The sequence below is a fragment of the Bacillus sp. NPDC077411 genome, assembly GCF_044543425.1.
GTDB classification, from domain to species: domain Bacteria; phylum Bacillota; class Bacilli; order Bacillales; family Bacillaceae_G; genus Bacillus_A; species Bacillus_A bruguierae.
Genome location: NZ_JBITWA010000023.1, coordinates 1 through 20,252, shown reverse-complemented (window position 1 = coordinate 20,252; position 20,252 = coordinate 1). Strand labels below are relative to the sequence as shown.

29 protein-coding genes and 5 pseudogenes are annotated in these 20,252 nt (G+C 32.6%); 27 read left to right on the top strand and 7 right to left on the bottom strand.

Annotated features, from left to right (window positions below):
• Positions 1–266: 266 nt before the first annotated feature.
• The 8 genes from ACIGHG_RS21490 to cdiI (ACIGHG_RS21455) all read left to right on the top strand — a co-directional run bounded on the left by ACIGHG_RS21490 (position 267) and on the right by cdiI (ACIGHG_RS21455) (position 4,160).
• On the top strand, positions 267–551 hold the full coding sequence (locus ACIGHG_RS21490; protein WP_396550463.1) for a hypothetical protein: 285 nt from the start codon (positions 267–269) through the stop codon (positions 549–551).
• Between the two features lie 123 nt (positions 552–674).
• Positions 675–1,196: a hypothetical protein gene (locus ACIGHG_RS21485; RefSeq protein ID WP_396550461.1), complete on the top strand. Its 522-nt coding sequence runs from the start codon at positions 675–677 to the stop codon at positions 1,194–1,196.
• A 9-nt stretch (positions 1,197–1,205) separates the two neighbouring features.
• The gene (locus tag ACIGHG_RS21480; protein WP_396550459.1) at positions 1,206–1,406 is read left to right on the top strand and encodes a hypothetical protein; all 201 of its coding nucleotides are present in this window, start codon (positions 1,206–1,208) and stop codon (positions 1,404–1,406) included.
• Positions 1,407–1,418: 12 nt separating this feature from the next.
• On the top strand, positions 1,419–2,027 hold the full coding sequence (locus ACIGHG_RS21475; protein ID WP_396550458.1) for a pentapeptide repeat-containing protein: 609 nt from the start codon (positions 1,419–1,421) through the stop codon (positions 2,025–2,027).
• A gap of 329 nt (positions 2,028–2,356) precedes the next feature.
• Entirely contained in the window at positions 2,357–2,638 is a 282-nt protein-coding gene (locus ACIGHG_RS21470) for a hypothetical protein (protein ID WP_396550456.1), read from the top strand.
• Between the two features lie 8 nt (positions 2,639–2,646).
• The gene (locus ACIGHG_RS21465; RefSeq protein ID WP_396550454.1) at positions 2,647–3,102 is read left to right on the top strand and encodes an SUKH-3 domain-containing protein; all 456 of its coding nucleotides are present in this window, start codon (positions 2,647–2,649) and stop codon (positions 3,100–3,102) included.
• A gap of 320 nt (positions 3,103–3,422) precedes the next feature.
• A complete protein-coding gene (locus ACIGHG_RS21460; RefSeq protein WP_396550452.1) occupies positions 3,423–3,617 on the top strand; it encodes a hypothetical protein in 195 nt (64 codons plus the stop codon).
• Positions 3,618–3,776: 159 nt separating this feature from the next.
• A complete protein-coding gene (cdiI, locus tag ACIGHG_RS21455; RefSeq protein WP_396550450.1) occupies positions 3,777–4,160 on the top strand; it encodes a ribonuclease toxin immunity protein CdiI in 384 nt (127 codons plus the stop codon).
• Between the two features lie 181 nt (positions 4,161–4,341).
• Here cdiI (ACIGHG_RS21455) and ACIGHG_RS21450 read toward each other — a convergent pair whose 3' ends face one another.
• Positions 4,342–4,662 carry a hypothetical protein gene (locus ACIGHG_RS21450; protein WP_396550448.1) on the bottom strand — a complete coding sequence of 107 codons (321 nt, stop codon included), beginning with the start codon at positions 4,660–4,662 and terminating at the stop codon, positions 4,342–4,344.
• Between the two features lie 231 nt (positions 4,663–4,893).
• Here ACIGHG_RS21450 and ACIGHG_RS21445 point away from each other — a divergent pair.
• The 9 genes and pseudogenes from ACIGHG_RS21445 to ACIGHG_RS21405 all read left to right on the top strand — a co-directional run.
• Positions 4,894–5,606, top strand: a pseudogene (locus ACIGHG_RS21445) (polymorphic toxin type 50 domain-containing protein); the annotation flags it as partial.
• Positions 5,596–5,934, top strand: coding sequence for a hypothetical protein (locus ACIGHG_RS21440; RefSeq protein ID WP_396550526.1), 339 nt, complete (start codon positions 5,596–5,598; stop codon positions 5,932–5,934). The pseudogene ACIGHG_RS21445 and the gene ACIGHG_RS21440, both read left to right, overlap by 11 nt.
• Positions 5,935–6,218: 284 nt before the next feature.
• On the top strand, positions 6,219–6,560 hold the full coding sequence (locus tag ACIGHG_RS21435; protein ID WP_396550447.1) for a hypothetical protein: 342 nt from the start codon (positions 6,219–6,221) through the stop codon (positions 6,558–6,560).
• A gap of 227 nt (positions 6,561–6,787) precedes the next feature.
• Complete coding sequence (locus ACIGHG_RS21430; protein ID WP_336474121.1) at positions 6,788–7,201, top strand: hypothetical protein; 414 nt, start codon at positions 6,788–6,790, stop codon at positions 7,199–7,201.
• A 264-nt stretch (positions 7,202–7,465) separates the two neighbouring features.
• Complete coding sequence (locus tag ACIGHG_RS21425; RefSeq protein ID WP_396550445.1) at positions 7,466–7,999, top strand: hypothetical protein; 534 nt, start codon at positions 7,466–7,468, stop codon at positions 7,997–7,999.
• A gap of 31 nt (positions 8,000–8,030) precedes the next feature.
• Positions 8,031–8,252 (top strand): annotated as a pseudogene (locus tag ACIGHG_RS21420) (Imm50 family immunity protein); the annotation flags it as partial.
• 21 nt (positions 8,253–8,273) lie between these two features.
• A complete protein-coding gene (locus tag ACIGHG_RS21415) occupies positions 8,274–8,396 on the top strand; it encodes an HNH/endonuclease VII fold putative polymorphic toxin (RefSeq protein WP_396550444.1) in 123 nt (40 codons plus the stop codon).
• A gap of 102 nt (positions 8,397–8,498) precedes the next feature.
• A complete protein-coding gene (locus ACIGHG_RS21410; protein WP_090919833.1) occupies positions 8,499–8,690 on the top strand; it encodes a hypothetical protein in 192 nt (63 codons plus the stop codon).
• Between the two features lie 30 nt (positions 8,691–8,720).
• Positions 8,721–9,143, top strand: a complete 423-nt coding sequence (locus ACIGHG_RS21405; protein WP_396550441.1) for a hypothetical protein — start codon at positions 8,721–8,723, stop codon at positions 9,141–9,143.
• Positions 9,144–9,275: 132 nt separating this feature from the next.
• Here the strand turns inward: ACIGHG_RS21405 and ACIGHG_RS21400 are convergent.
• Positions 9,276–9,497 (bottom strand): annotated as a pseudogene (locus ACIGHG_RS21400) (IS3 family transposase); the annotation flags it as partial.
• Positions 9,498–9,563: 66 nt separating this feature from the next.
• Between ACIGHG_RS21400 and ACIGHG_RS21395 the strand changes: the two are divergent.
• Positions 9,564–9,989, top strand: coding sequence for an SMI1/KNR4 family protein (locus tag ACIGHG_RS21395; protein ID WP_336474109.1), 426 nt, complete (start codon positions 9,564–9,566; stop codon positions 9,987–9,989).
• 355 nt (positions 9,990–10,344) lie between these two features.
• On the opposite strand, the gene ACIGHG_RS21390 is transcribed toward ACIGHG_RS21395, so the two are convergent.
• Entirely contained in the window at positions 10,345–11,238 is an 894-nt protein-coding gene (locus tag ACIGHG_RS21390) for a DUF2268 domain-containing putative Zn-dependent protease (RefSeq protein ID WP_396550439.1), read from the bottom strand.
• Between the two features lie 5 nt (positions 11,239–11,243).
• On the bottom strand, positions 11,244–11,369 hold the full coding sequence (locus ACIGHG_RS21385) for a hypothetical protein (RefSeq protein ID WP_280141415.1): 126 nt from the start codon (positions 11,367–11,369) through the stop codon (positions 11,244–11,246).
• Between the two features lie 349 nt (positions 11,370–11,718).
• Between ACIGHG_RS21385 and ACIGHG_RS21380 the strand changes: the two genes are divergently transcribed.
• The 5 genes from ACIGHG_RS21380 (at position 11,719) to ACIGHG_RS21360 (ending at position 14,881) form a co-directional block, all read left to right on the top strand.
• Positions 11,719–12,081, top strand: a complete 363-nt coding sequence (locus ACIGHG_RS21380) for a hypothetical protein (RefSeq protein WP_396550437.1) — start codon at positions 11,719–11,721, stop codon at positions 12,079–12,081.
• A gap of 270 nt (positions 12,082–12,351) precedes the next feature.
• Positions 12,352–12,723 carry a hypothetical protein gene (locus tag ACIGHG_RS21375; RefSeq protein WP_336474105.1) on the top strand — a complete coding sequence of 124 codons (372 nt, stop codon included), beginning with the start codon at positions 12,352–12,354 and terminating at the stop codon, positions 12,721–12,723.
• Between the two features lie 182 nt (positions 12,724–12,905).
• The gene (gene cdiI, locus ACIGHG_RS21370; protein ID WP_396550435.1) at positions 12,906–13,274 is read left to right on the top strand and encodes a ribonuclease toxin immunity protein CdiI; all 369 of its coding nucleotides are present in this window, start codon (positions 12,906–12,908) and stop codon (positions 13,272–13,274) included.
• A gap of 229 nt (positions 13,275–13,503) precedes the next feature.
• Positions 13,504–13,971: a DUF6985 domain-containing protein gene (locus tag ACIGHG_RS21365; protein ID WP_396550524.1), complete on the top strand. Its 468-nt coding sequence runs from the start codon at positions 13,504–13,506 to the stop codon at positions 13,969–13,971.
• 445 nt (positions 13,972–14,416) lie between these two features.
• Positions 14,417–14,881 (top strand): hypothetical protein, encoded by a 465-nt coding sequence (locus ACIGHG_RS21360; protein ID WP_396550433.1) that lies wholly within the window; start codon positions 14,417–14,419, stop codon positions 14,879–14,881.
• A 746-nt stretch (positions 14,882–15,627) separates the two neighbouring features.
• Here the strand turns inward: ACIGHG_RS21360 and ACIGHG_RS21355 are convergent.
• Together ACIGHG_RS21355 and ACIGHG_RS21350 are read right to left on the bottom strand one after the other, a co-directional pair.
• Positions 15,628–15,990, bottom strand: coding sequence for a DUF4064 domain-containing protein (locus ACIGHG_RS21355; RefSeq protein ID WP_396550431.1), 363 nt, complete (start codon positions 15,988–15,990; stop codon positions 15,628–15,630).
• Between the two features lie 470 nt (positions 15,991–16,460).
• Complete coding sequence (locus tag ACIGHG_RS21350; protein WP_336474102.1) at positions 16,461–16,610, bottom strand: aspartyl-phosphate phosphatase Spo0E family protein; 150 nt, start codon at positions 16,608–16,610, stop codon at positions 16,461–16,463.
• Between the two features lie 141 nt (positions 16,611–16,751).
• On the opposite strand from ACIGHG_RS21350, the pseudogene ACIGHG_RS21345 reads away from it, so the two are divergent.
• A pseudogene (locus ACIGHG_RS21345) lies at positions 16,752–17,098 on the top strand (hypothetical protein); the annotation flags it as partial.
• Entirely contained in the window at positions 17,061–17,327 is a 267-nt protein-coding gene (locus tag ACIGHG_RS21340; RefSeq protein WP_336474101.1) for a transposase, read from the top strand. The pseudogene ACIGHG_RS21345 and the gene ACIGHG_RS21340, both read left to right, overlap by 38 nt.
• A gap of 155 nt (positions 17,328–17,482) precedes the next feature.
• Here ACIGHG_RS21340 and ACIGHG_RS21335 read toward each other — a convergent pair whose 3' ends face one another.
• Entirely contained in the window at positions 17,483–18,469 is a 987-nt protein-coding gene (locus ACIGHG_RS21335) for a hypothetical protein (RefSeq protein WP_396550429.1), read from the bottom strand.
• 609 nt (positions 18,470–19,078) lie between these two features.
• Here ACIGHG_RS21335 and ACIGHG_RS21330 point away from each other — a divergent pair.
• Entirely contained in the window at positions 19,079–19,618 is a 540-nt protein-coding gene (locus ACIGHG_RS21330) for an STM3941 family protein (protein ID WP_336474099.1), read from the top strand.
• A 296-nt stretch (positions 19,619–19,914) separates the two neighbouring features.
• Positions 19,915–20,102, top strand: a pseudogene (locus ACIGHG_RS21325) (hypothetical protein).
• Positions 20,103–20,252 lie beyond the last annotated feature (150 nt).

Below are 20,252 nucleotides of genomic sequence, written 5' to 3'. Positions count from 1 at the left end.
AGACTCTATATCCATGAAATCGCCCCATTCCTTTGAAGTTAGCCTCAATTCCTGTGGTGGTGCAGTAATTTATGTATTTTGCTAGTTCTTACTTAAGGTGTTTAACATTTTTAAATTCTTTGAGATAAAGAAATTCTCAATAATGGTTTTGTCATAGCAGTTTCCTTTGCGAGACATTCTCCGATTATCTGCGAGTATCACGCAAGGTTTTGTAGAATTTCAAAGCGGGAAATAGCCCCGTATCAGGAACATTTAGTACGCAAGGGTTGAATATGGAGTGGACGGGGCCTATTCAAAAAATTGCAGAAGATAAAGCTCGTGAAGCTGAGGAAGAGAGTAAAAAAGACGAATCGTTATTTGATCAATTTAAGGATGCTGCTGAGGACGGAATAGAAGTGGCGAAAAATATTTTCGGACTCTATCATAGCTACAGAGAAGGAAAACGTGAAGCTGTTATAGATGAACTTAAAGGATTGGCAAATACTATCTTACACCCAATAGATAGTATTGAAAGTGCTATATATGCCCTTTCTCACCTAGACGAAACATAGGATGCTATAAAACAAGCTATTTCTAATTCGTGAAATCAAGATGTTGTAAATGGAGATTGGAATAGCAGAGCTAAATGGTTTGGAAATGTAGAGGCCCAAGTCGAGCTAGCAGCTGTTCAATTAGTGGCAGGAACAAAAGGTGCAGATAAAATTTCAACATTAGGTACAGTTTCAAAGTTGGGTGAAGTCTCAAAAGTTAGGGAAAGTGTAAACCTCATACAACGTGTAAAAAACGTAATGGATTCCGATAAGTATAGGCAATTCGTTGACAGGTTGAATAATCTGCTAATGCCAAAAGACAAATTTGCTCTTGCAGATGCAAATGTTGTAGACTCTTTCTCGGATAACGATGTCTTTAAACAAGTTAAGGAAAAGCTATCAAACTATCAGTTTTTTAAAGGTGAGGGTGGTAGTGGGGGTAAGTTGTATGATGAGGCTGGAAATTATACAGGCGGAAGAAGTCAAGCGGAATTAGATGTCCTTGCAGATGATCCTGCTCATGCGGGTTCAACAAGGCAATACGATATTGATCAAGGATTACTTGAAAGAAAAGTTGGTTTAAGTTTGGAAGAGTCGGGAAAAGTAAAAGGACCAATTACTCGGGATCCATCAGGCAAAGCTGAATTTTTTGATGCAAACGGTTAAGCTTGGGATGTGAAATCTTTTAATTCAAATTATCCACCTAAAAAGGGAGGATATAGCCTTTCAAGTTCCATGAGATCCATTAATAAATCCCTAAGTGAGGGTGAAAATGTAATGCTTGATGTCTCAAATTTAAGTGAAGTCAATAAGGCAGAGCTTTTGCAAGAAATTACAAATCAAGGCCTAACAGATAAAATAGTTGTATGGCCTTAGGATGGTGATGAAGTGGATATATATACACAGCTTAAAAAATACACTGAATTTTCAACGGGACAATCCAAAGAAGTATGCGAGCTGATTTATCAAGATACTTTTATTAATGGAATTGTATTCACAGGATATGATTTGAACAACAGCAGTTTTCTAGAAGTAGTATTTAATAGTTGTGACTTTTCAAATGTATATTTAAGTGGAGCATCGATATGTGGTAGTACCTTTAATGAATGTATATTTTTAAAAAATACATTTAGAAAAGGCAAAGCTGACTATTCGATTTTCAATTCAACAAATCTAGGTGAATTGGATTCATTTAGAACATCATTTTATGAATCTCAGTTTTTAAATGTAATGTTAAAAGATTCTAAACTTGAACGATGTTATTTGGATGAATCGATATTTTCAAATGTAAAGTTTGAGAATGTAAAGTTTTTATCATCAACATTTAATAATTCAACATTTAAAAATGTACAATTTATTAATTGTCATTTTGAGGATTCGACATTCCAAAATGTTACTGACTTTCATGAAGTGCATTTTGTAGATTCAAGTATTACAATAGGGGGGAAATTAAAAAATGGACTATCAAGTAATGAAATAAAGGATTTTTTAGAATAGATTTTTAATTTATTACAATTTTTGGTGAGTAATTAATTTGTTGCGTTTTGTGATTTGAAGCTAGGATACAAAGAATAGCCCACAATTAATCATTGTGGGCTATTCTTTGTTATCTGTTATATAATTAATTTTCAAAATCATCAGGATTGATTGGAATCCGTTCAATAAGCTTACAATCTTCATTAAAAATAACTTGTTCGCCTTTTTCATGGATGTAAGGATGAGGTTGTTTATTTCCACGCATTGTTTCTTCAAAAATGTCGTAACACAGATAGTTATCGTATCTTTTGAGTACTTTAGCGAATTTCATATCATAAAAAGCAGAGGTTTTGCCAATTGTTATTTCATTGGATGTAGTTGCTAAAATGGTAAGGACACTCTTCAAAAAATCCAGTCTTCTTCGTCTTCTGGTGGAGGAAAAGGAAGTAGTGGGGCTAAAGGCATCACAAGAGGCTGCTAAGGAAAGGGTAGAAGAATTAAAGGCAACACTTTCAAAAAGCAAATTGCCAACAGCTTCATCTGCAGCGGTAGATTCTAAAACTGGAAAACCGTTCCCAAGATGTAGGAATTATAAAATCACTATTGATGGTGCACATGTAACAAGTGATTAAATAAAGAGGTGATTAGTTTCGCTTTATCTAAAGAAATAGAATTTTATTTAAGACAAGGAGGCTGGATGTCCAATAGGGAGACAGACATTTCTCCTTTTACTACTATCCTTGAAGAAGAAGGTTATTTTGTAAGCGAGGCAAGTCAAGAATTTTTGAAACAATTTGGGGGATTAGTATTAAATCAACCAGCTTTCAAAATTCTGAACGAACTAGAAAAATTACATTTTGATCCAATACTTATTTGTGAGCATGTTTATAGGGAAAGAGTTGAAACTTATGAAGAAAGAGTTGAAGAGCCACTTGTTGTTATAGGAGAAGCTTATAACGAACAACTTATCTTAATGATGTCCCCATCAGGTAAAATTTATGGAGGATATGACGATTACCTTACAATTTTAGGAGATAATTATGACGAGGCTTTCGAAGCTTTATATCACCCAAAAGATACACCCGAAATAGGATAAACATATCGTTATTACCATGAATAAAAGACAAAACCGTATGGATATAATGCCATACGGTTTTGTCTTTTTTACAAGGATTAAGGATAGATTAATCTTCAAAATCATCTGGATTGTCAGGAATTCGCTCAATGATTTTTCAATCATCATTAAGTGCTAGTTTTCGTATTTTGGGATTGTATAAGGATTGGGATGTTTGTTCCCACTCAATGTTTTTTTGTTTATATCATAGTAGAAGTAATCATTATATCTTTTAAGAATTTTAGCAAGTTTTACATTAAAGACAGCTTTTTATTATGATTAGTCAAGTAGTTTTATAAGAAATGATTAGAGGTACTGAGTTTGAATTTTGGGGAAGGGGTATGAGGGCTGCAAATGGCGGGAAAGGGAGTTTTACTGGAGTTTGGAAAGAATACAAATTTCCTAAAACAGTTTACAATCCAAAAAAAATTTCAAACTCACAAACGATAGAACTAGGTAAAAACGCAATGGAGAAGGAATTAAGAATAAACGCATAATTGTTAATAATAGATCAGGTGCAATAACGGATGCAATAGAAGGTTATGCAACAATAGGTAATTCAAAATTAAAATTTATTGGATTTATTGACAAATCTACAGGAGAAATCACAAATTTTTATCCTGTAATTGATTAATTTCATAAAGGAGAGATATTTTTTGGAAGACAGTATTTTTTATATAGAAAAGTATGAAGATAAGATAGAAGAGATGAAATATTATTTTTTACTCATTGGTGATAGTAAATTCTTGCCTGCGATTCGGAATTTTAGAGAGAGTAAGGGATATGGGATAGCGAACGTTTGTTGTTCTTTTGCGACAGAGTTTAGTGAAGGGGAAGATGGTTATTTTGGTAAAGAAGGAGTTAATTTCTCTTCTTTCTCTGCCGCAAATGATGATGAAACATATGCAGTGGTTGATAACGAAACATTTTACCGATTTCTAAAAGAAACTAGTTTAAACTATCTAACAAGGCACCCAGAACATGAAAATGAAGTTCGAAATTGTATTGAAAAGATAAAAAAAAATTTAAGCATTACTTAAAGTTAGTAGAAAGTGTGTGTGAAATTTTGTAAGTATTGTAGGTAACAAAATAACAACAACAAGAGAGTCATTGGAGGTATTAATCCTCTAGGCTCTCTTGTTTCTTATCTTTCAAAATTCTTTTGTTCATAGATTTATTATTTTTAAGTTCATTAGAGCCATTGCGGACAATTTTGTTCAGTCATTTGTAGTAAAGATGGTTGGCGATTTTATCTATATGATCATTTCGCCAAGCGAAAATGCCAATGATTTGGTCAAGATAAGCACGTTCTTCAATTTTATTATTTTTTTCTCGTGTAAGTTGAGCTTTAGCCCTTAAATTTTTTACAGTATTCATAATATCCGCAATATCAGTTACAGGGTTATTGAGCGCTGTAAAATGTTCTGCTTTCCACTGATAGTATTCATAATCCTTCATTAAAATATCATTTAGCGTTACATTAAGAATATCGCTTAATTCTACTAATTTCTCAATTGATGGCTTATAAACCCCTCTTTCCATCTGTGAAATACTTTAAATATTCATATCGAGTTTTCAACAGGTTCCTTCTGTGTAATGTTTTGTTCAGTTCGTAGTTTTTTAATATTTTTGTTAGTGTCTTTACAAGAGCAAGAAGCCAATAAACCATGATATCAAAAAACAGCTATCGGTGCTTGGGAATTTATCAAAGAATTTTCTCAAGGTTTTGACATTTTGATTGTCAAAAACGTTGTTGGACTAACACCACCTGTAAGCGATGAGTTAGAAAGCAAGCGAGCTTATCAAACTGGAAAGCTTACGGGAAATGTTTTATCAGGAACGTGGTCTATTGTAGAAATTTTAGGTGGTTGTGCTCTCGCAACAGGATCTAATATTGGAACCGTATTGTTAGAAGGAATAACTGTTGGGGCAGCATCACCAATTGCTCTTCCAGCTAACGCAGTTCTTACAGTAGCAGGGCGGGTGTTGCTACACATGGAACATTTGTCTGGCATAATACCGTTCAAAATAGTATTGATACTCTTCAAAGGTTCCAGTCTTCTGGTGGAGGTAAGGGTACGGTTAATCGTATACCTTCTTATGGAAAAGATTCTGTACCTAAAGGTCCATACCGTGAAGTAAATGGTTACCCATTAAAAGTGAAAGCTGGAGCTCAATAAAAGCATATTCCTGATACACCAAACTATAAACAGGAAGTAGCAAACGGTAAAAACAAGAGTATATTCTATGGTGATAATAAAACAGCACAAGAATTGCTTGATAAATTTGCAGGGAAAGGTACAGTATTAAAAAACGGTAGAGAAAGAGTAGACTTTGGTCAAGTAATAGGAAAATACTATGATATGCAAACTGGGAAATATATATAGACTACTAGAGGCATGATACATTATGGAAAAGACGGTGCGCACATAGTTTCTTCAAAACCATTAGAACCATATGAAAAGGATGATACAAATGGAATATAATTCTTTAATAAAAACATTAGATGAGTATGGAGGTAGTGAACTGATAATAGAATGGCAAAGTGGATTAAAGATTATCGGTAAACCAGACACACTCTTTGAAACAGACAATGGGTTGGATGACGATGATGTGAATTATACAGAATATTATGCAGTTGCATTTCAAGTAAATCATATTTTATCCCATCCTACCATTAACGAAGGCAGTGTATATAATTGGTTGAAACAAGAAAAAAGTTCATTGGTTGAAATTTCTCTCTATGATGATTCGCCAAGTGCAATATTCTTAACCGACGGAAAGAAAGTATGGGAAAGGGAAATACATAAATAATAGTCGCTATTTAAATTTTGATCTTGATTGGCTTTTAGCCTTTCAAGGTTTTTTATAGTTATAAAAAGTTTATAGTTAAATGAAATGTAAATCGACATTTGAATCAAAAGACCACGAAGGTAACAAACGTACGAGATTAATTGCAGTGCCTAAAAAATTTATTACTTGAATTATACTTTAAACAGGGTAATGACAAAGTTCGTGAAGTTGAAATTGAAGAAGTAATAGCTATAGAAAATAATGAGATAATAACAGCATATCCTATTCATACAAGGAGGTGAAAAATGAAATATACATATGAATTTTATCGTGATGGGCTTGGGGGATTGAGAATACGTTTACCAAAAGAAATTTTTATTATCTCTCATTTTTTAGAAGATACTTTAGACGATGAGGTAGATGAATATGTACAGATTTTAGATAATGTAGTAGACGAAAAATTCCCACATTATGAAATAGAGGGGAATATAGCAGCCGTTTATATAGAATCTAATTATACAAGTGCAATTAACCTTTTTATGAGCCCTCCAAATAACCAGTGTAGAATTGAAACCTCTGAATTTAGAAAATTACTAGTATTATGGAGAGATAAGATAGTAGCAGAAGGAAAAGATATAGAATTGTAAAAGAAGACATCTAAGAGTTCCTAAGCTATGTTGTAACTCATTTGGACAAAAAATTACTTGCTATATGGAATGTCTTATTAGATTCCTTTTTGTATAGAGTAATAATAAATGGAGTTGAGATTGATGTTATCAAAATTGGTGATGATGTAATTAGCGGTTACTCAACAGGAAGTGTGAGTGCACCTCGTTCATCGGGATTTTAAGATTTAAATGGAAAGGTGATAAAAATGTATAGAGAATTAGATAATCTTTTATCTGGGGATACAACTGAGGACGCATGGTACGATGATGGTTGTATAATTGCAAGCGAGATATTATTAGAGTTTAGTCAAAAAGATTGGGAGGAATTGGCAGGTGAGACACTTACTAAACCGATAGAATGGCAGAAAAAACTGGCATACTGTATGGATAGTAACTGTAATGTATATGAATTCGGAATATTACTATCATTGCTTAGCATTGAAGCTGAAGAACTATTTGTGATATGTATAGATACCCTAAGAAGCTTTACGACTCTAGAAAATAAGCAAATGCTATTGAACGATCCATCCATACTGCATCGAATAAATGAAATACTTCCAAAAGCAAGCATACCGGTAAAGAAAATACTTGAAGATTTCCTCGTGAAGATTGATTCTTAAAGAATCTAATTGTTTACAACCAACAAATTCAAACACTAAAATCCTTAGCAAATAATTGATAACCTTTTTAAAGCTTATTCCCACACGAATCATATATAGGAATAAGCTTTCCGCATTGAGCCAGTTTCATATGAGAGTGGTTGCGGTGACATTTACATACAACTTACCACATCAAGTTTTAATGTTTTTACTCTATTTGTGAAAGCAGGGGCTTTTGGGGGAGCATTGCCAATTGCTATTCTATTGGAAAAATGGAGGCTATTTATGAAACAAAAAGTTTTAAATACCATTGAAGAACTTTACCATTGTGGTGATTTTGGATATGTTTTGCTTAATTATGTTGATACTAATGTTTGGACTAATAAATTCACTCATGAAATTAGGGATCTTCACATTGATAATTTGACAGATTTTAATTACTCAAAATGTTTTACGCTATATATTCAATCTTCGATATACCCTGGATTACAAATCGGTACGGATAAGTTTAATTCATATATTAGAGAGAATTCCTATTTAAATGGGTTATTAGTTTACATCTCAGCAATCGCTCCATATGCTGCAGCAAAATATATTAAATATGAGTATGTTGAAGGTGATATTGAAATGCAGGAACAATATGAACCATTCGATGAAACTACAAAACAAATTGGTAATGAGATTTTGAAGTGTTTAGAGAATGAAGGCATACAATTACTTAAAAAGAACTTATTAGAAATAGAAATACCTAACATTTCATTAGAACTTAGAGAGGAAAAAGTAACAGTATTTCACTGCTTATTTGAAGACGGTTATTAAAAGATTTGTCATGGAATACTTATAAGATAGGAATAAGTGGGATGTAATTTATATAGAAATATCTTTCTTTACTATTCGTAATTTAACAATAGAAGGTTTAGGTACAGAAAATATCATTGATCATTTTGAAATAAATACGACAGAAGAAGAGAGTTTATTAAAAATTAAGTGTAAGAATCAAATGATAGTTGAATGTTTATTTGAGTGGGCAAGAGTAGAAGGGGTAACCCCAGGTTTAATAAGATTACCATAATTTTGGTGAGAAACAGATACTTTGATTTATAATGCACACCATTCTAAAGGCAGGCTGAGGTCACATTTTAATGTGAGACCTGCAGATAAACATCGAACAGTTAGATTTGAATGTACACAAGAGCATTATCCATTTAATAAATAATGTAGTTTTTAATTCAAATGGTTAGAAATGAATTTTATACGCTCTTATATAAAGAATTTGCTGTTGAATTTCTTGTAACACTAGAGAAAAAGGAGTAAATATATGCGTCCGTTCAAACAAATGAGAATTATATATTTAATAACAGTACCTATTATTGCTATTCTTATGTTTCTTCTTCCACAGTCATTAGGAGACCGTATTCTTGCGTTTTTCTGGATACTTATTTTTGGTGGATTAGCAGTAGGTTTTACTTATTTAATGGAATTTATCGGAAGAAGATTAAAAGGTAAATGAGGTTCACATTCCAATAAAGGAGAAATAATAATGAAGCTAGAAGAATATGAGATATTACCTGATATCCTTTCGGTGGATAAATTAGAACAATATTTTCAAGGTTCTCTTACTGATTTTAGTAAAAAAAATACGGATAAAGAAGTATTCTTACAGATTTTAAGTCAATTAATGGATCGGCAAGTAATGACCTATGAGTTATTGAGAGATGAGATAAGAAATGAAATAGATAATGTACTTTGTGAGTTATGGAATACTGATTCATATGATGATGTGGATATAATCTTATCAATTGTTGTAAACCTTGGATTAAAAAGTTGTTTCCAAAAAATTAAAGATTCCATTAGTCAGGAGCACAATATTGATAACTTGATACTACAGGAAATCCAAGAAACCATCGATGAGGTTGGAGACAACATAGCCAATCCATATCATGACCTTGAAAAATTCAAATAGTGTTAAAGAGTTTATTAGTTAAAACAAGCATTCCTCCAAAAGGGATAGTGTACGGCTACAAATTTGTTAGACACAGTCCAACAAATTGAAGATGCAGTGCAATATTGAAGTGACTCCATAAAGTTGGACAGGTTATTTCGTTAGACTGATTTTTTGACATAAGCTCGGGTATTGCACCGGGCTCATGCCTTTTAGTTTAGCTTTAATTTTTTTTTTGTTGTAGGAATTTATGCGTTTTGCTAGTTTTTGCTTAAGGTGTTTAACATTTTTAAATTCTTTTAGATAAAGAAATTCTAATTTTATGATACTTTTAATAACGGCGTTGTCGTAACAGCTTCCTTTACGAGACATACTCTAACTAGTTGTCAGTATCGCGTAAGGTCTTGTGGAATCTAAAATTAACAATAGAGGTGAAACTAAATGAAATATACTGAAGTAGAGTCTATATTAGCGACTGTTCTAGAAAGAGAAGCAGAAATATTGGATAAACCGACAAATGAAGAGTGGAAAGAATTAAGTGATAAGTTTAATTATTCATTTAGTGATGAATTTAAATGTTTTATTGAATTGATGTCAATATGGTCATTTCCAGGTGATATTTATAATGTGTCAAAAGGTAATACTAATGGAAATGATACAATAGAAGAAGTATATAATCATGAAATGAGTAATAATAATTGGAATTCAAATATGATACCTTTTTATGGTATAGGGAATGGAGATTATTTTTGCTTACATGTACTAGAGTCAAAGGTATATTATTACTATGATGATAAAGGAAAATTCGAGGAATATTGTGATAGCTTTAAGGTATGGATAGAGGATTTGCCAAATTTTTTAGTATAAAATATTAAGTACACAAAAATAAAAATGTGAAGTAATAGAAAGGTAATAAAGAATAATTGAGTCTATATTGAGAATACGGGAAAAGGAAAGTAAATATAGGTTATAAAAATGATAAGAGCTAGTGCTCCAAATAAGGGACATAAGCTCTTTTTCTAATTTTAAAAAATTGAGAGTAAAGGTAATGAATGAAGTAGTGGAAGATTTCAAAATAACCCCAATGGAAGATGGAGAAGTAGTCGAGGTTGGTTATTAAGATATTGTTATTTAAAAAATAGAGACTATTAGCGATTTTTATAAAATAACGCAGAATGTACATTCTGCGTTATAATATCTAGAACTTTAAAGTGCTCTTTTCTTAAAAAACGCCACAGCCTATAATGATTTCTTCTGCACTTAACAATGTGGCTTCTTGAATTGTGATATTATTTTTTTTCATAAAAGATTGTACGGCGTAATAACCTACGGCATAACCTGCGCCAGGTGATAATCCTACTGGTGAATAACCTTCTTTTTTAGCAATTTCATCTCCAAACATGTAACTGCTAACTTCCGCAAATCCTTTTAAATGAAAACCTTCCCGAATGACATGAATCGAATATTCAAGTTCTTCTTCATCAATTGATGTGACCCAAGGGCCTAAATATTCTTCACCATACAACTCAGTAGCAAACGAATCAGCAAGTCCTTCGATAACTAAATATTCACTTAGCGTTACGTCTCCATGATTCCAATCGAAATAGGAAAAACGGAGGTTATGATGAAATTCATGAGCAATGAGCGCTGGTATTCTCGGAATGTTATAATTGTTTGGGTGAACGGTTATGGTGACATATCCAGGTATTCCGCCAAAACCGCAGTAACCATTTTGATTTTTTAGCTTTTCAGGGTCAGCAATATACATTCCAAACTTTAATTCTTCTGCACGTACTTCCAAGTTAGTAGCTTTTGCAAACGCTATGCATCTGTTTAATGTTTTTTGAGCGATCTCTAGAGCATTTATTGTTTTTAAATCGTACAATGCTTGTTTTGCTATATCACTTTCTTTTATATCGAGATACCCTAACATTTTCGTGGCCATCATAACGTCATATCCGTTTGGCTGTTTGGCCTTAAGTGGCACGTTAATTGTATGCCACATCCCCTCAAAAGGTTTCATCATTGTATATCTAAAGAAATTTTCTCTCTCTTTGAGAGGTAATGAAAGTAAAGTTTCGTATTGACTTAAAGTATCTTCCATATCGATTTTCATTTTAATCACCGCTTATTTATATATTTTTCATTACATTCATAAGATAGTTTCAGAGTATTTAAATCACAATAATGTCTTATTGCTCTTTCGGACAAACCAGTAGCCTGTTTGACATCTCCTATTGTTACCATTTGAATTCACCTCCTAAAATGAACTTAATCTATCACGTCGCGTTAGGGTCAAGCTGATTATCGATTTTTGATATAAAAAAGAGTCCCTTCTAAGATTGAAAAGGACTCGATAAATGCTTTGATTTTTAAGCTGAGCAATTTCATAAATTTCCTGAATTAGCACGTCAATTTTAGGTGGAACCCAGTGGGATTACATAAGAAAATAGAAAGTGTTGGCGTGTAGACCATTTAAATTGGTATGAATTGAATGATGTAAAGACAGTGCAGCTTGTACCGACAGAGTAAGGAGTAAATTTGGGCATCTTGGCAGGGAGATTCGGGATATTGGAATAAAATAAGGAGTTAGATAATGATGAGTGAAGAACTAAAAAAGTTAATAAAGAATTATGGTATAGATGTGGAAGATGAATTAGATGTTAGTCCATTTGAATTTGCTTATACATTTAGAACTAGAGAACTTTTAGCGACACAATATGAATTATTAGATAGTGAAGATAAAAAAAGGTTAGCATATTACGATACGGTATTAATTAGTCGGGCAAAAGAGTTTTATGAGTATTTCAAACCATTAAAAGTATGGGGAAATAGTAATGTTCCAATTGAATACTGGTGGTGGCATTTAGAAAAAATTATATTAGGAGAGCTTATCGTTGAGGTTGAAAAAAATGAAATTAACTATCGTGGAAACATTACTAGGCTAACGATAAAATAAATTTATCTTACCACATAAAGTACACTATAAAACAACTCTAGTAATTAAAATACTATAAATGTTACGGATCAAATTATGTTTAAATACAAGAATTACGATGAATGATTTCAGTTCGGTAGTAAGTTTGATAACTACAATAAAAAAGTGTACTTTTACCACAATAAATATGTATCAAAAGTAATATTAAAGAGGCAAGAGTTTTTGGAAGATGTTACATGATAAAACTGTACAAGAAATTAATCCTATAGAATAAGGAAAGAGGAATTTATAGTGAGATATGAGGCGTTAGTTAAGGAGATAGACTCATGTATTGAAGAAGAAATTGTAGTGAAAATTAAAGATATTGAATTAACCGGCTTTGCGAATATTTTTCCATATGAGATAAAAATCGGGGGAATCTACCCTGTGGAATTAAGTCTTTGGTTTCTAGATGATTTTGCAATTGATATACAAGATAGTCAAGAAAAGCAAATTACAAAGCTAGGTGATGGCTTTAAATACGAGCTTAAAGGCTTACTTACTTCAGATGGGATGTTTGATATAGGAATACGAATTGAAGATGAGATTTTAGAGGATTATGAATACCTATATGGGAAATATATTAAATTAATAGTTGATAGAATAAATATAGAATTTCTATAATATGTAAAAATGAAATATTATATTTAAAAGCAAAAGGATAAATTATAATGATTTTCGAAAACGTAGTCTTATTGAGAAGAGAAACTCTCTTTAGTGAACTGACAGAAGTGAAAATGGAACGGGTATTTTGAAAATAGAAAGATAACGTCCTTTTTCCAACTAACTAAAAATTGAGGTCTATCATGATTGAATTAATTAATGTTAATGATTTAATAACCCCTGAGCATCTGCCAATAAAAAATCTATTGGACTCTTCTTTAATGTGTAATAGTTTTAAATGGGTGTTAGAGAATGTAAGTGATGGAAATGGGTGTGGATTGGATTATTCCGGAGGATTTACCTTTTGGAGCGATTTAGATGACTATGACAAAGCTTTTTACGAAGAAGAGTTCACAGGGGTTGAAGTCGACTATCGAGATAGTCAAGTAGTGATTGATTATGAAACTATTTATAAGTATTTTCAAATTGCAGTCAGCAATTATTTAAAAACATCTCCGAATGAAAAGGAGGGAGTTTATCAACTTCTTTCCAAAATGAAAGAAGCCTTTTGATTATAACTTCAAACTAATAATTTGCCTTGAGATGCTAGAAATAGCTGCTTCAAATGATAGAAAAGAATGTTAATGCAAAATATAACTACCATTAACTTGGCATGAGTTAAATGATATAAACAATATGCAACTTGTACCATCAAAGACAAACAGCATATTTGGATATCTTGGCATAAACACAGGGGCATTTAAGTCTGAAGAATTTGTCAATAAAAAAGGGGATTTTAAAATGATAATAAACGATGCGGTTTTCGGTAAACTTGAATATGATTATGCTTGGTCTAAGGATACTATCATTAATTTTTTTGGAAAGGAAGTCGAAATAGCATTGATGGTCGATGGTGATGGGGATGGTAAATTTGATGAAGAACAATATGCAGCATATACCTCACTTATGCAAAACTGGGAACACTTACAACAAAGTTTTTTGCAACCAATATTAGACTATTACAAACAAACGCGATATAAACTAGGTTATGATATTGAGTTAAATGAAAATTATCCACTAGTTGAAACGACTGATCAAATACTAGAAATGATAAGTTTAGATGGAATTGTTGTTTCATATGCGGGGATTTTTGAAGGTCGAGATATCGGAATTACATTTAATTGTGCCTGGGACATGGAAAATGGACTAGGGCTTCGTTTATTAAATGAAAAAGTAACTGAAGTAGGTTACCAGGATGTTGCAATTTGAATATGACATTTATAGAAAGATTAATGAATTATGAACATCGGGGAGCACTATAAATCTAGCTTAGAGCTTTCTTTCAAATATGAAGAAAGAGAAGGCATTCTACATAAATTGAGTAAGGCCTAAGAGCTGTTTTTAAAGAGAATCAACAAATACGCTTGATAAATTTAGAAGGCTTATTTCACCTAGTTGACTCATATGTTCACAATAAGGAAATCGTATTGAGGTTTACCTAATTTAGTGAAGTTCAAGAAAAGGCAGCACTAAGGTACTTGAATAAGGTTACTAAAAAATATTCTTTAGGTTCCAAAATATTAGATGGTACTTTTAATCCTAATGTTCTTAAAGGTGAATTAATATTAGAGGTACCAGTTTTATAAATAGTTCTTGATGAAATAACAAAAAATAGGATTATTAGGGGTATTAAGGGGAAGGTGAATAATCGATTATGAAAGTTTATTATTGTGACAAATGGTCCGACATCAAAAAGAAGCCTTGGAACATTTTTGATGACCGTACTGCATATTTGTGCCATCAAGAACATGAACCATATACGGCGGTATTAAGCGAAGATGAAAAACCTAAGTATATTGTAAATGTGACAAATGAATGGGTTTCGGTCGGATTTTATGATGATTTGAATCGTAAGTATTTAAAATATGATTTTAAAGTTATGAGTAAAGGTAAAATTTTTTTAAGAACAGCCATGTATTGGGAATATGATGATGAAACTGACAAGGAGGTAAGTAGTTTAATTTTGGGCTTTCAAGAATATGGCTATATAGCGATGGAAAAGAGGGATTTTAAGACTGGTTCAGTCGAAGAGCGTGGGACGAGCGATACCCTTGAGAGAAACTGGGACGTATTCCCTGAATTTGGTCAATATATTCATTTGTGCAGAGAGGAAAGATAATGTGTTCGGAGCATTACCCAGTTCCTTATGAGGGGATAAAATTTTTGTTTTGGGGATACTTCAAAATATTAGCTTGACGGGCATGCGGCGAGACCCTTATAAAAAAACACTTATTTCAAGAAAAAATATAAATATAACAAACCCCACGGAGAACAAGAATGTTCTTTGTGGGGTTTGGTTATTTCAAAGGAGCTTAGGGGAAAGCTCGGTTTGATCCATTTTATTTTTCTAACACATCTGAGCGATTTGTTCCTCACTTCATAAGATGCTTCCACCAAATGCACTTCCGAATTCATAAATTTACTAAGATACAAAAAAATATTTAATATTAAATTCGGTATTACTATTGTATTAGAAAAATAAAATATGCAGTTTAGAGGGTGTTTTGCATATGTATTAGCGATAAATTTATTTTACTTTAAATATCTTTCAAATTGCTTTCGTAAATGTTACAAAAGTCTTTCATTGAATTTAACGGAGTTAAATCAATGTGAATAGGAAATAAGCAATTTTCAGCCTTTAATTCATATTGATCACCTTATATGTAAGAATCTAAAGGACAAAAAACGTTATCCTTTCTAATCATTTAGCTTGTTTAGAAAGAATAACGTTTTTAACTTTTTAGGATAGTGAATATTCTTAAGTTGATGAGCATGGGGTAGTGACAGGCTTGCTGTCATAAACTGCGAAGTATAATCAAATAAAATTATAAAAAGTACATCGTGTACTTTTGTAAAGGGTTTGTTTTAATTAGATTTCTGTTGTAAAGTTCGAAATGCTAATGCACCTGAAACGATTTGTAAAATCACTGGAAGAGTTAATACAAAAACCGATAACAATAACGATATTACACTTAATACAATCATACAAATACCATAAACTGTATTATTTATTTTATTTACACAACAGGCTAATACTAATAGTCCTATTTGAATGATTAAGGAACTGCTAAAAAGAACGATCATATATTCAAAACCTTCAGAATTATCGTAGGAAAAACTATCTCCAGAATTAATGTAGGAAACACTACCAATTACCATAAGGAAAGAAAGTAGTACTCCAAAGATTCCTCCAATTAAGCCAGTTATAAATTCTGCGGTGCGCTTCAAATTACAATATCCCCCTTCAAAAATAGTATTCAAGTTCATTCTTTTTTACATATATTAACTATAACTTTATAATATCAAAATATTGTAAATTAATCTATTAAAATGTTTGTTGTTAATAATTTCAATATACAACATATATCATTTGTTTCTAACTATACTGATCTGCGCTTTTTTCTTCGTTCGAATTAATGTACCCTTGCTAATTCCTGTTATCCCTTCAACTTATTTATCCCGCTATTCGTGGGCAGTAATACTCCCACCTCAAAATTCAGCTGTTGATGTATCCTCAACTAAACCCATATTGAGTATATGAACCTTTACACCCTAAACAGAGAGTCGAAACTATGGGGTTATGAACTCCTTTTTAGAAATCTTTGAAAAATGTTTATCGATAACTTAGTTCTACAGGTATCCCAGCTGAATACCCAAAAGAGAAAATATAATGAATATAAATCTCATGAAAGAACTCTTCATTGTCTTTTCATAAACTTAAAAATTAAACAATCTAATTCTTGGCTTAATGTAAGTACTTTTTTATGATTGATACCATATTTGAGAGCGAGTTGAACTAATTCACTCTTTTTATCTTCTATCACACTATGTAGCTTTGTTAATCCCATCTAAAATCTCCTTTGTACCTATTGCATTAATCGAGAAAATATTCAAATAAAAAACAAGACTGATAATGACAGTCTTGCCTTAAAAACACATATACAAAAAATAACACTAATAAAGAGAATACAATACAAATTCAATTTTTTAAAGGGGAATTATTATATTCACTAGCAATTCCTAAAAACGATCCAATTTTAGAAGATACTAAATTGAAAAAAGAATTAAATTGGAAATTAATTGATTCAAATTCAGGTTATCATTGGAGCAAAGCGGTTACAAGTGGTATTTCGCATAATGTAACTGTAGGGTTATCTTATACTATTGGGATGGAAGTAGGTCTTGTGAGGGGGGTGCAACAGTAAATCAATTATTAACTGCAAGTTTTGGTTATGGTATTACTTTAAATTCAGAAAGTACAGTTACAAAAACATTTGACCTTAATCCAAAGACTGATTATGCATATGATCAATATAGAACAGCGCTTGTCCATGAGAGGAAAAATTCTCCGTTCTGTTCGTCCATCTACGGTGGAATTGAATTTTGCACATAGTAAAGAACTCCACGGTTTGTGCTATGCGCCATACTGCGGGGTTCAAAAGGTTAAAGTACAAGTTTTGATGACTGCCATCATACAAAGCTTAAAAAAGTGGACCAAACTTCGCTCACTTAAGCAAGTTGTTTTACACCTAACACATCAAATTATAGAGGGAACTACTTTATAAAACAAATAGAAATCAAAAAATGCCAAAAAAATTTGGCATTTTCTTTGACATAATCTTTTTTCAACAAAGTAGAAAAGGTGCTTTATAGCACCTCGTATTCCTATAGTTTTATTATTTTGCAATCTTATATGGTCCTTAAGCAGAGTGTTAGACACTTAATTATGCGAGTAGTAACCACTCACCGACACCAAACGGTAACCTTTGGCAACTAGTTCATTGAACGTCTGTTGGTACTGAGCAGACGTTAACCCATGCCGAGCCTGCCATGCAGGACCACCACGTTTTTCCCAAATTGCCGCGAAACGATCTGTACCATTACTACCATAGCCGCTTACTTGTATCAGCCGATAGCCTTGCGCGACCAATTCATTGAACGTTCGCTGATATTGATCTGCTGTCAGACCATGTCTGGCTTGCCATGCAGGACCACCACGTTTCTCCCAAATCGCAGCATAACGATCCTGACCATCATTTGTGTGACCACTAACGTGGATAAGCCGATAGCCTTGTGCAATCAGTTCATTGAACGTTTGCTGATATTGATCTGCTGTCAAACCATGTCTGGCTTGCCACTCTGGGCCATTCCCTTTCTCCCAAATCGCAGCATAGCGATCTTGCCCACCACTTCCGTAACCGCTCACGCGTATTAAACGATAACCTTGCGCAACCAGTTCGTTGAACGTCTGTTGATACTGAGCAGACGTTAATCCATGCCGAGCCTGCCATGCAGGACCACCACGTTTCTCCCAAATCGCAGCATAATAATCCTGCCCGTGCACAGTGTAGCCGCTTATATAAGTCAAACGATAGCCTTGGGCAACTAGTTCGTTGAATGTCCGCTGATATTGATCTGCTGTCAGACCATGTCTAGCTTGCCAGTCTGGACCACTCTGTTGCTCCCAAATCGCAGCGTACAGTACCTTACTCGCCTGACGAAGATTTTCGTAATAATATTCTCCTTCATATGAAGGAAATGGAGAACTTAGGTAATTACGATAATCTTGATAAGGTGAATAAGTATGATAAATATCCATTGGATAAATTACTCTAGCTCCATGGTAGGGAGGATAATATAAGTAAGGATAGGCTTGATAATACGGAACACAAGTAAAGTAACTCAACTCATCACATCCTTTCATCATAAGGATATGATGGTATAACTTGGTTTGTGTCAGAAGGGACTCTGTCACGAAAATAATTTGGAAAGAAAATAGAGCCTATATTACTTACTCATTTGCAATTTATGATGGCTTTTTAAACACCTTATATATTTTTCTCTTTCCCAATAACCCACTTCATCACTATCGAACCGAACTATCAGAAGCAATTAGCTCCAGAACAATGCATTTCTTAAGTTGCTGGATGGGGGATGAGACCCCAAGATTAAAAGTATTTAGAGATAAGGAAACTGTATCAACTTCATTTGTACATAACTGGTTTCTTTATTTTAAGAGATAAACAAAGTAGGTGATGAGTGTTTTCATGGTATGATGTATAGGTACCAATTTTTGAACAAGGAATTTTTTATGAAAAAACATATTGAAGCATTGATTGACAAGTATAAATTAACACATCGCCGCTTTGAGAATGTGTGTTGTATGTTGCAGTCCTATTAGGCGAAATAAATCATCTATATAAATTGAAAAACCACATAAAATTTTCTTTTTAGATAGGATAGGCATTGTGTTTTTGGTTCTGCATAGCGATATGTTGGAAAATCAAAGTGGATTTATATTAGTGGGGAGAATCGTATGGGGAAATATTATATTTATGAATCAAAGCTAAAAGTAGTCGGATTATTTTTTTTGATTTTGGTAATTGAAGCGATGTTTCTCTTTTTTGTTACGTATGCATTTTCATCTGAGGAGCCTAATTTTATAGTTGGATTTTTATTTGGAGCTCTTGCATTAGTTGTACTAATTGCTCTTTGGAAGGTTATTCAAAAAATTATTGCAAGAAAACCAGCCGTCATTTTAGAGCCAGAATATATTACAATTACTAATAATCCAAAATATCCTGTAAAAATTGCTTTGGAGGATGTATACGGTGTTTTACCTTATACAATCCAAGGGCAAAGGTATTTAGGAATTGTGATGGAAGATGATGTTGAAGAGCGATATATCTCCTCTATACCATCAAAAGGACAACGGCTGTATCGAGTTAATAAACGTGCTGGATTTATACCATTTAATATTCATATGAATTTATTGAAAATCGATGGAGAAGCATTACTTGCGAAGTTAGAAGAGTATGATATAAGCTTTTTAATTCCAGAAGATGAAGCGAAATAATATAACAGAAGAATTGATTTAGGTATAAGGAAAAAAGAACATCTCGATGAAAAGAGATGTTCTTTTTTCCTTATTTTGTTCTGCCGTTTTCTCTATTGATGGGCATGGGGTGCCGACATATGACCATCAAGCTAAGATTTTGAAATATCCACAAAACAAAGATTTTATCTCTTTATAGTTGTCCGTAGGAATTGATATCATTTTTTCTGCTTTGAGGAACAATGCATTTCTTAAGTTGATGGCAATGCGGCTGTACCCCTTATTAACAATGCAAAGGGAACCTGTTATATTCTTATATGCAATATTGCATACAAGAATGTATTGATAAAAATGTAAGCGCTTACTATAATAAGAGCATAAAGATAAATCACATCTGAGCAACAACAACAGAGGAGGAAATCATATGACAATCGCAATGGCAATTTTAAAATTTGTAGGTGGAGTACTTCCATTCGTTCAAGAACTTTTAAAAGCATTTATGTAAGTTTACTATTTAGCAATTATTTATAGATAATTATCATACCTTAATACGAAAAAAGGGAAGGGGTTGATTTTTTTGAAAATCAAGAAAAATACTAAGGGAATAAAATTACTAGCATGTTTATCAATTGGCTTATGCACTTTTAATTATTCT